This is a genomic window from Marinimicrobium sp. UBA4509 (genome assembly GCF_002388575.1).
In the GTDB taxonomy this organism is placed as follows: domain Bacteria; phylum Pseudomonadota; class Gammaproteobacteria; order Pseudomonadales; family Cellvibrionaceae; genus Marinimicrobium; species Marinimicrobium koreense.
Genome location: NZ_DGMV01000051.1, coordinates 233760 through 244778 on the forward strand (window position 1 = coordinate 233760; position 11019 = coordinate 244778).

Consider the following 11019-nt stretch of genomic DNA (forward strand, 5'->3'; position numbering starts at 1 on the left):
CGTGAATACATCCATGTAGGCTCGCATCGCGGGTCCCCCGCTCCACGGTCCGGGAACAGTGCACCCTACACCGAACCTCAGTGGCACATTTCAGGCACTGTAGTGCGCGTAGGGCGGATAAGCTAAAGCGCATCCGCCGTCGTTGGCTAGGCCGTAATCCGACAGATCCCCAAGACCACGAATTTGTCGGATTACGCTTACGCTAATCCGACCTACTCTCTGAGTAGGTACTAGTTCCCGGAACTGTACGTTGGCACGGCGGAGGTTGGGTATACTGTTGTGAGACCGTCACCCGCCTCTGGACGCCCCACATGGATGTGGGAAGTGCCCCGAAGCGCGGGGAGCGCGAAGGGGGCCGGCGGGTGATGAGCCCCCACGGATGGGTTCACGGCGTGTCTCACAACAGTATACCCAACCGCAGCGTTTCGATACGAAGCTCTAACGGTTTCTCAACCTGTCCTATAGGTTTTTGATAAAAATCTTCGAATTCCGCTGATAGTTATACAACCGACGCCGCGCAACAGGGAGGTCATCAATCTGCGCCTGAACAAACCCCTGCTCGATAAACCAATGAGCCGTCTGGGTGGTCAGCAGAAACAATTGCTTGATGCCCTGACGCCGCGCCATTTTCTCCATCTGAGTGAGCAGCGTCGACGCCCGGCCGCCCTTGCGGTACTCCGGATGGGTGACCACACAGGCCAGTTCCGCACTCTCCTCAAAGGGATACATGGCCGCACAGGCGATGATGGTGCCGTCCTTTTCCAGCACATGGAACCGGTCGATCTCCGTCTCCAACAACTCCCGGGAGCGGCGCACCAGAATGCCCTCATTCTCCAGCGGCGCGATCAGCTCCAGAATCCCGCCCACATCATCGATGGTGGCCCGGCGTAGTTGTTCGTAACTGTCCGAGTGCACCATGGTGCCCATACCGTCCCGGGTGAACAGCTCGCTGAGCATGGCGCCGTCGGCGGCGTAACTGAACAGTTGGGCGCGGGGCACGCCCTGCAGGCAGGCCAGGTAACAGGCCGAGAGTGCCTGACGGATATCCCCGCTGATCTGTTCGCCCTGTTGTTCCAGAAAGTCCCGGCACTCCTGCACAGCCAACTGCCTGACCAGTTCGCCGCTGGCATCGCTGACACCCTCGGCTTCTATAAACGCCAACAGCTTGTCCGCTTTCAACGCCGAGGCCACTTGAGTGGCGACATCGGTGAAGGAGAGGTTGAAGGCTTCACCGGTGGTGGAATAGCCCAGCGGCGAGAGCAGGGCGATGGCGCCGGAGTCGAGTACGGTATTGAGTGAGCGGGTGTTGATCCGGCGGACCTTGCCGGTGTGCTGCAGATCGACGCCGTCGAGCACGCCGTGGGGCATGGCCACCACAAAGTTGCCGCTGATCACCTGCATGCGTGCGCCGTGCATGGGGGAGTTGGGCACCCCGGTGGACAGGGCCGCCTCCATCTGAATGCGGGCCTGGCCAATGGCTTGGGTGACCTGTTCCAGGTTGGCGGCGTCGGTGACTCGCAGGTTGCGGTGAAACTGGCTCTCGATGCCGGACTCGGCCAGTCGGGCATCAATCTGCGGTCGCGCACCGTGCACTACCACCAGTCGTACTCCCAGGCTGCTGAGCAGGGCGATGTCGTAGATGATGTTGCCGTAGTTGGGGTGCACCAGGGCTTCGCCGGGCAACATCAATACAAAGGTTTTACCCCGGTGTGCATTGATGTAGGGCGAGGAGTGCCTGAACCATTTGACGTAGTCTTGGGTTGAACCGGTCAAAGCGTTAGTTCCTTTTGTCAGACACAGGGACTTCGGACGCCGCCGTGTCGGGCTGGATGCAGAAGCGATCAATCAGCCCGCTGAGAATGTCCACCGCCGGTGCCAGTTGTTGAATGTCGATAAACTCGTCGGGTTGATGGGCCTGGTTGATCGAGCCGGGCCCGAGCACCAGCGTCTCCATGCCCAAGGATTGCAGAAACGGGGCCTCTGTGGCGAAGGCCACCGCCTCACTGGAGTGGCCCGTGAGACGCTCACAGGCCTTTACCAGGGCGGAGTGCTCGTCCTGCTCGAAGGGCTCCACGCCAGCAAACAGTTCCGATAACACAATGTCGGTACCCGAGCGCTCGGCAATGGGGCGCAGGCGCCGGCCAATGGCCGCGCGCAGCTCGTCGTTGTCCATGCCGGGCAGCGCCCGCAGGTCGAAATGCAATTCGCACTCGGCGCAAATCCGGTTGGGGTTGTCGCCGCCATGGATGCAGCCGAGGTTCATGGTGGGCACATCCACCTGAAAGCCGGGATTGCGGTAGCGGGTCTGCAGTTCACTCCGGTATGTGAGCAGCTCGGAGATGACCCCGTGCATGGTTTCCAGAGCGTTCTTGCCCAGCGCCGGGTTCGAGGAGTGCCCGCTGGCGCCGCGCACCCGAATCGACTCCATCATGATGCCCTTGTGCATGCGCACCGGGCGCAGCTCGGTCGGTTCCCCAATCACCGCGTAGCGCGCCTTGGGGCGCCCCAGCTCCACCAGCGCCCGGGCGCCGCTCATGCTGCTCTCTTCATCGGCCGTAGCGATGACGATCAAGGGTTGCGCCAGAGGTTGATCAGCAACCGCATCGATGGCCGCGAGCACCGCCGGGAAAAAACCTTTCATGTCGGTGGCGCCCAGACCGTAGAGCTTGCCGTCTCTTTCCGTGAGCGAAAAGGGGTCGCTCTGCCAGCGGTTCTGATCGTAGGGTACGGTATCGCTGTGGCCAGACAGAACCAGCCCACCGGCGCCGGAGCCCTTGGTGGCAATCAGGTTGTGCTTGCCGCTCTTGCCCGGCACTGCCAGAAGCTCGCACTGGAAGCCGCGAGCCTCGAGCCAGTCGGCCAGCAGGTCGAGCACCTTGCGGTTGCCCATATCCCATTGGGGGTCGGAGCAGCTCACCGACGGTTGGGCGACCAACTGGGCCAGCTGGTCAGAATACAGTTTGAGATCGAAAGTCATACACGGCCGGATTCAGAGAATGTATCGGCAGTGTAATACAGGACGGAAATCATCGGTAGGGCACGCCAACAAACCCGGGTAGGTCGGGTTAGCCGAAGGCGTAACCCGACATTTGGTGCGTGGCATGAGTGTCGTGGCGCCGGGCTTGGATATCGGCGTAGGGCGGATAAGCGAAGCGCATCCGCCGTTACAAACCCCTGGGCGAGATTACCCAAACACACCTTTAAAGAAGAAGAAAAACAGAATGGCCAACCCGGCCCCGGCCGGCAGAGTGATAACCCATGACATGAAAATGGTGCCGATCACCCGCAGATTCAGAGCGCCGATGCCCCGTGCCAGGCCAACACCCAATACTGCACCCACCAGGGTGTGCGTGGTGGATACCGGCAGGCCAGTGCCGGAGGCCAGAACCACCGTGCCGGCGGCGCCCAGTTCGGCGGCAAAACCGCGGCTCGGGGTCAGTTCGGTGATTTTCTTGCCAATGGTAGCAATCACCTTCCAGCCGTAGGTCGCCAGGCCCACGACGATGCCTGCCGCACCGATCAGCAGGACCCAGGCGGGTACCACCGCCTGTGCGCTGACCGCCTGGGTCTGCACCACGCTGACCACGGCCGCCAGCGGCCCCACAGCGTTGGCCACATCGTTGGAGCCGTGGGCGAAGGCCATGGCACAGGCGGTAAAAATCATCAGGATGCCGAATACCCGTTCAACGCTGGTGAAGCGGTTGACCGAGTCGGCCTCGTTGTCTCTCTTGATGCCCCGCATCATGCGCATGCCGAGCAGCGCGACCAGGACGCCGATTACGGCGGATACTCCCATGCTCTGGAAGAAACTGGGCTGAAAAGCCGAATCACTCAGCACATGCTTGAGGCCTTTCACCAGGGTCACCATGGCGATCAGGAAGCCTACGGCGAACATGTACAGTGGAATATAGCGCTTGGCGTTGCTGAAGGGGTCTTCGGTATTGAGGATCAGCTTCTGTACCGAGCGGAACAGCCAGAAGGAGATGGTACCCGCCAGCAGGGGAGATACCACCCAGCTCGCCACAATGGTGCCCACCTTGTTCCAGGCCACCGCTTCCATGGAAATGCCCACGGCGGCGAAACCGACAATGGCGCCGACGATGGAGTGGGTGGTGGATACCGGCCAGCCGAGAATACTGGCGATCAACAGCCAGGTGCCGGCGGCCAGAAGGGCGGATAGCATCCCGAAGACCAGAAGGTCCGGGTTTTCCGCCATGATGACGGGGTCGACAATGCCTTTGCGGATGGTGGAGGTCACCTCGCCGCCGGCGAGGTAGGCGCCGAGGAATTCGAACACCATGGCCACCAGAATGGCCTGTTTGATGGTCAGGGCGCGAGAGCCCACCGAGGTGCCCATGGCATTGGCGACGTCGTTGGCGCCAACGCCCCAGGCCATAAAGACGCCAAAGATGCAGGCGAGGATGAGCAGCGTCTGGCCGTATTCTGCGATCACGGTCATGTGGTTACCCCAATAGTCATTTGCAGGATTGAATTAACGCGCGAGCAGCAGTTCGAGACGGCCACCGACATCCTGAGCGCGATTGGCGAGGTCACCGATCCAGTCGATCACCTTATACAGAAACATCACGTCCACCGGCGGAAGGTCGGCCTCCAGGCTGTACAGGGTGGCGCGCATTTCCACTTCCAGTTGGTCGGTCTTGCGTTCCAGGGCATCCAGCTCCTGAATCATCTTTTCCACAATGCCCAGTTCCCGACCGCTGAAGCCGGTTTCCAGCAGTTCATCCAGCTCGTTGATGGCCACCAGCGCCTGCTCGGCGGCTTTCACCGCGGCGCCCACATACTCCAGGGTCATGTCCTGCATGGTGGCGGGAATGGTCATCTTGCGGCCGAGCATGATGCCGGCAATGTCTTTGGCGCGGTTGGCGATGCGGTCCTGCATGCTCAGCAGTTCCAGCAGATCGGTGCGCGGGACGGGCAGGAAAAGGCTCTTGGGCAGGTGCAGGCGGAGCTGCTTCTTCAGGGCATCGGCCTCGCGCTCCAGCTCGACAATACGCTGCTGAACGGCTTCGACCTGCTCCCAATCGTCGGCGATCACGCACTCAAAGAAGCGCTGCAGCTCGCCGGTGGCGCGGATGGCCACGGCCATGTGCTCCTGCATGGGCTTGATCGGAGAGCGCCCAAACAGGTTCGAGAAAGGGTTGTTGATAGCCATAGCGGTAGTTCCCCCTTGCGAAAGTGCGGGCAGTATAAAAACTTATGCCCGGCAGGTCACCCTTGAATTTGACATTTTTATGACAGAATCCCTGGTCATACCCCTGCCGTGTATGGTTCGTTCGGGGCGAAGCGCCTTTCCTTGGTGTTGTCCGCGGATCAGACAGGCTACAATCGGGCGCATTGATTAAAGAACGGGAATGCGCCTTATGGCCTCAGTTGCTACTGCACAGCATAGCCTCGATTTACGCCGCCTGGTGGATGATCTGGTCAAGGATGATCGCCTGGGGCAGGAAGACGCCAATCGCTTGCTGGGTGCCGTGCGGACCCGCGAGCAGGCAATGATGCACCCCCTGGCCTATATTGCCTCCCAGGGGCTGGAGGATCTGGCCCGCCCGGGCAAGGTGCTCGATGGCGATACCCTGACCGCCTGGCTGGCGGAGAAGGCCGAGCTGCCGGTCTATCACATTGACCCGCTCAAGATCGACGTGCCCAAGGTGACGGATGTGATGTCCTATGCCTTCGCCAAGCGCCACGGCATCCTCTGCGTGGAGGTGACCCAGGAAACCGTGGTGGTGGCCTGCACCCAGCCCTTTATTACCGGCTGGGAGCCCCAGTTGGAGCATGTGGCGCGGCGCACCGTCAAACGGGTGTTCGCCAACCCGGCGGATATTGACCGGCATCTGGTGGAGTTCTACACCCTGGCCCGCTCGGTGAACCGGGCCAGCGGCGGCCCCGGCGCCAGCGGTGCGGGTAACTTCGAGCAGTTGGTGGACCTGGGCAGCTTCAGCGATGACCCGGAGGCCAACGATCAGCATGTGGTGAAAATCGTCGACTGGCTGCTGCAGTACGCCTACGACCAACGCGCTAGTGACATTCATATCGAGCCGCGCCGGGAAGTGGGGCGGGTGCGGGTTCGCATCGACGGGGTGCTCCACCCGGTGTACGAGCTGCCCGCCAATGTCGCCAACGCGGTCACCAGCCGGTTCAAGGTGCTGGCCCGGATGAACATCGCCGAGAAGCGCAAGCCCCAGGACGGCCGGATCAAGACCCGACGCAGCGATGACAGTGAAGTAGAGCTGCGCCTGTCCACTCTGCCCACCGCCTTTGGCGAAAAGCTGGTGCTGCGGATTTTCGACCCGGATGTGCTGCTGCGCAGCTTTGCCGATCTGGGGCTGGTGGGCGAAGATTACGAACGCTGGCGGGGCATGCTCGAGCGACCCAACGGGATTGTCCTGGTGACCGGCCCCACGGGGTCGGGGAAAACCACCACGCTGTACTCCTCGCTGCGCCAGATTGCCACGGAGGAGGTGAATGTCAGCACCATCGAGGACCCGATTGAGATGGTGGAGGAGCATTTCAATCAGACCCAGGTGCATCACAAGATCGGGCTGGATTTCGCGGCGGGCATTCGCACCCTCATGCGTCAGGACCCGGACATCATCATGGTCGGGGAGATCCGTGATCTGGAGACGGCGCAGATGGCCGTGCAGGCGGCCTTGACTGGACATCTGGTGTTGTCCACGGTGCATACCAATGATGCGCCGGCGACGGTGGCACGTCTTCTGGACCTGGGCATTCCGCCCTATCTGATCAATGCGACTCTCTTGGGAGTGATGGCGCAGCGTCTGGTACGCACGTTGTGTCCGCACTGTAAGGAGGAGGGGGAGATCAGTTCGGAGGACTGGCAGCAGTTGGTGACGCCCTGGAAGGTGTCGGTGCCGCAGCGGATTTATCGGCCGGTAGGTTGTCTTGAGTGTCGCAATACGGGGTATCTGGGGCGTCAGGGGTTGTATGAGATTCTGCTGTTGTCGGAGTCGGTGAAGGATCGGATCGGGACTGAGACGAGTCTGGGGGAGTTGCGCAAGCAGGCGATGCGCGAGGGGATGCGCACGCTTCGCTTATCCGGCGCCCAGAAGGTCGCCGCCGGCCTGACCACCGTAGAAGAAGTCATGCGCGTCGCTCCACCTCCCGAAAAAGAACGCTGATGATTGTGGGTGGTTCTATGGAGGTCCGGTCTGTTGAGGGGTATAGCCTTTGGAGACCCGCCGTAAACCCTTGACGTGAATGGATTCACTAATGCCGCGATGGCATGGATGCCAAAGAGCGGCCCCTGGGGGCTTCTCGTCGGCTCCCTGCCTCCGAGAGTCTCCAAAGGCTATACCCCTCAACAGCCCTCAGTACCAAAGTTCGCGTAGGGCGGATAAGCAAAGCGCATCCGCCGTAACCCAAAGTGAATGATTGGCTAAGGCGGATCGGCCCGACGCCCCGGAATGCGAAGCGCATCCGCCGTAACCCAACTTTAAAGCCCCAACAAAACAAACAACGGAGCTCCCAAATTTATGTTCGACCCAAACCAGGTCCCCGCCGAACTCCACGAAGCCACCCGCAAACGCTTCGATGACTTTTACGAGGTCATCGAGCAGAGGGAGCTGGATCGTCCGGAGTCACTCTTGCCCAAAGGGGTGTCGGAAGCGGCGTTCCGCGAACAGATGAACACTGCGTTCGCCGCCAGCGAGTACATCGCGAAAACCGCTACGACCCGACCGGAGCTGTTGTTGGAGTTGGTACGTTCCGGGGCGTTGTTTGCGCCGCTGGAGGACGGCTCTTTTCCCGATCTGGTCGAGGCCGTGGCGGCCTGTGAGGATGATGGGGAACTGGATAAGGTGCTACGTCGGGAGCGTCACCGGGCCATGGTGCGCATCATCTGGCGGGATCTGAATCGTCTGGGGTCCATGCGGGAGATTACCGATGAGTTGTCCCGCTTCGCCGAGGCGGCTATTCAGAGCACGCTGGATTACCATTTTGAGCAGCTCAAACCCCGTTGGGGGGTGCCGACCGGTAAGCACAGTGGCAAGCCGCAGCCCTTGATTGTGCTTGGCATGGGCAAGTTGGGGGCCCGGGAGCTGAACGTGTCGTCGGACATCGATCTGATTTTCGCCTACCCGGAGGCGGGGGAAACCCAGGGTGGGTCGCGCTCGCTGGGCAATCAGGAGTTTTTCACCCGACTGGGGCAGCGGTTGATCAAAAGCCTGGATGCGCCCACCGCTGAAGGTTTTGTGTTCCGGGTGGATATGCGCCTGCGCCCTTATGGTCAGAGCGGGGCGCTGGTGTCGAATTTCGATGCCATGGAGGAGTACTACCAGAGCCAGGGCCGGGATTGGGAGCGTTATGCCATGATCAAGGCCCGTCCGGTGGCGGCCAGCGGTGAGGGGGCCAAGCCGGCGGCGGAGGAGTTGGTGGAGTTGCTGCGGCCGTTCACCTATCGCCAGTACATCGATTTCAGCGTGATTGAATCCCTGCGGGCCATGAAGGGACTGATCAGCCGCCAGGTGCAACGCCGGGGCATGAGCGAGGATGTGAAGCTCGGTGAGGGCGGTATTCGGGAAATCGAGTTTGTGGTCCAGGTGTTCCAACTGATTCGCGGTGGGCGGGACCCGCGCCTTCGTGAGCGACAGGTGTGTGAGCTGCTGCCCCTGCTGGAGGCGGAGGGCTATCTGCCCGAGGGCAGTGGTCAGGCTCTGCTGGATGCCTATGAGTTTCTGCGCAACACCGAGCATGCGATCCAGGGCTATCAGGATCGGCAGACCCAGGCCCTGCCGTCCGACCCCGATGGGCAGTGCCGGATGGCCTGGGTGTTGGGCTTTGAAAACTGGGAGGCGTTTTCCGACACTCTTGCCGAACACCGCGCGCGGGTCAATCGCGAGTTCCAGGAGGTGATCGCCGACCCGGATGCCGATCAGGGGCAGGAGCCCGAGAATCTGCAGGACTGGGTGTCACTCTGGGAGGGCAGCCTGGAGGGTGACGAAGCCGTGGACTGGCTTGCCGGGCAGGGTTTTGATCAGCCCGAGCGGGTCTTGTCGGTGTTGGCGGACATCCGCTCGCACCGGCAGGTGGTGGCCATGCAGGCCAGCAGCCGGGATCGCCTGGATGCTTTTATGCCCCGCTTGCTCGCCATGCTCGGCGAGGGCGAGTCGGTGGGCGATACCCTGGCGCGGATTCAGCCGCTGGTGGTGTCGATTGTGCGCCGCAGTGCCTATCTGGTGTTGCTGGTGGAAAACCCCGTGGCGCTGGAGCAACTGGTCCGGCTCTGTGCGGCGAGCCCCTGGATCGCGGATGAGCTGGCCCGGTTCCCGGCGTTGCTGGATGAGCTGCTCACCCCGGAGAGCCTCTACGCGCCGCCGGGTAAAGACGAGCTGCGCGATGAACTGCGCCGTGAGCTGCTGCGCACCGCCTGGGATGACCTTGAGGGGCATATGGAAGCGCTGCGCTATTTTCGTTCCGCCCACGCGTTGCGGGTGGCGGCCAGCGAGGTGACCGGGGCCCTGCCGCTGATGAAGGTCAGTGACTACCTGACCGATCTGGCCGAAGTGATTCTGGAGCACGTTCTGGAGCTGGCCTGGGAGCAGCTGATTCCGCGCCACGGTCGCCCGAGCAATGCCCAGGGCGAACCGGAGCAACACCCCAACTTTGTGATCGTCGGCTATGGCAAGCTGGGCGGGATCGAGCTGGCCCATGGCTCGGATCTCGACCTGGTGTTTATTCACAACAGCGACCCGGAAGGCAAAACCGATGGCGAAAAGTCGGTGGACAACAACGTGTTCTACACCCGCCTGGGCCAGCGGATCATCCACATTCTGAATACCCGGATGCCCTCGGGTACCCTGTACGAGGTGGACATGCGCCTGCGCCCCAATGGCGATGCGGGCATGCTGGTCACTTCCTTACCGGCGTTTGAGAAGTATCAGCAACAGGAAGCCTGGACCTGGGAGCATCAGGCGCTGGTGCGGGCCCGCGTGGTGGCCGGCGATGCCGAGCTGGCCGAGGCCTTTACGCAGGTCCGGCAACAGGTGCTGCGTCAGTCGCGGGACCTGGCGGCGCTGCGTGAGGAGGTGATCAAGATGCGCCAGAAAATGCGCGAGCACCTCGGAACCCGCCCCAAGCCGGGCGCTCAGGGCGATGATGAAAAGACGCCTTTTCATCTCAAGCAGGACGCTGGAGGTATCGTCGATATTGAATTTATGGTTCAATATGCGGTTTTAGCCTGGGCCGAGAGTGAGCCTGGGCTCACCGAGTATACCGACAACATCCGCATACTCGGTGCGCTGGAACAATCCGGCCGGTTGGGCGCAGAAGCCGTCGCCCAGTTGATTGATGCCTACAAGGCCTATCGGTCCACCGGCCACCGCCTCGCGCTACAGCGCCAGGAGGCAGTCTTGGAGGATGGCGCGCCCTTTGCCGAGGAGCGGCGCCGAGTAACTGGCCTGTGGCGGCAACTGCTGGAATCCCATCAATGATCGGTCCTGCCGAGCGTCGACCACGGCCCCACGAATTTCATATTTAGGAGTTGGTTATGTCATTTGCCGATCGCGACGGCGTTATTTGGCTGGATGGCGAACTGGTGCCCTGGCGGGATGCCCGGGTTCACGTACTGACCCACACCCTGCACTATGGCATGGGCGTGTTCGAGGGCGTGCGCGCCTACGAAAGCAGCGACCGGGGCACCTGTATTTTTCGCCTGAAGGAGCACACCGACCGGCTGTTCCGTTCCGCCCATATCATGCGGATGGACCTGCCCTACAGCAAAGATGAGCTGAACGAAGCCCAGAAGCTGGTGGTGCGGGAAAACGGCCTGCATGAAAGCTACCTGCGTCCCATGGCGTTTCTCGGTTCCGAGGGCATGGGCCTGCGCGCCGATAACCTGAAGGTGCACGTGATGGTCGCCGCCTGGCACTGGCCGTCCTACATGTCCCCGGAAGCGCGGGACATGGGCATCAAGGTGCGCACTTCCAGCTACACTCGCCACCATGTGAACATCACCATGTGCAAGGCCAAGGCCAACGGCAA

At 61.6% G+C, this 11019-nt stretch carries 7 protein-coding genes; 3 read left to right on the forward strand and 4 right to left on the reverse strand.

Features of this window, described 5'->3' with window-relative positions:
• Window positions 1-459: 459 nt before the first annotated feature.
• The 4 genes from argA to B3520_RS10065 all read right to left on the reverse strand — a co-directional run bounded on the left by argA (window position 460) and on the right by B3520_RS10065 (window position 5173).
• Window positions 460-1773 (reverse strand): amino-acid N-acetyltransferase, encoded by a 1314-nt coding sequence (gene argA / locus B3520_RS10050; RefSeq protein ID WP_123638383.1) that lies wholly within the window; start codon window positions 1771-1773, stop codon window positions 460-462.
• Window positions 1774-1777: 4 nt separating this feature from the next.
• A complete protein-coding gene (gene argE / locus B3520_RS10055; RefSeq protein ID WP_286807476.1) occupies window positions 1778-2977 on the reverse strand; it encodes an acetylornithine deacetylase in 1200 nt (399 codons plus the stop codon).
• Window positions 2978-3184: 207 nt separating this feature from the next.
• Complete coding sequence (locus tag B3520_RS10060; RefSeq protein WP_123638381.1) at window positions 3185-4459, reverse strand: inorganic phosphate transporter; 1275 nt, start codon at window positions 4457-4459, stop codon at window positions 3185-3187.
• 33 nt (window positions 4460-4492) lie between these two features.
• On the reverse strand, window positions 4493-5173 hold the full coding sequence (locus B3520_RS10065; protein WP_286875962.1) for a TIGR00153 family protein: 681 nt from the start codon (window positions 5171-5173) through the stop codon (window positions 4493-4495).
• A gap of 208 nt (window positions 5174-5381) precedes the next feature.
• Here B3520_RS10065 and B3520_RS10070 point away from each other — a divergent pair, with 208 nt between their 5' ends.
• The 3 genes from B3520_RS10070 to B3520_RS10080 all read left to right on the forward strand — a co-directional run.
• Window positions 5382-7160 carry a GspE/PulE family protein gene (locus B3520_RS10070; protein WP_286875964.1) on the forward strand — a complete coding sequence of 593 codons (1779 nt, stop codon included), beginning with the start codon at window positions 5382-5384 and terminating at the stop codon, window positions 7158-7160.
• A gap of 354 nt (window positions 7161-7514) precedes the next feature.
• Complete coding sequence (gene glnE / locus B3520_RS10075) at window positions 7515-10469, forward strand: bifunctional [glutamate--ammonia ligase]-adenylyl-L-tyrosine phosphorylase/[glutamate--ammonia-ligase] adenylyltransferase (protein WP_286807674.1); 2955 nt, start codon at window positions 7515-7517, stop codon at window positions 10467-10469.
• 56 nt (window positions 10470-10525) lie between these two features.
• A partial coding sequence (locus B3520_RS10080; protein ID WP_286875966.1) for an aminotransferase class IV occupies window positions 10526-11019 on the forward strand: 494 nt, incomplete at its 3' end.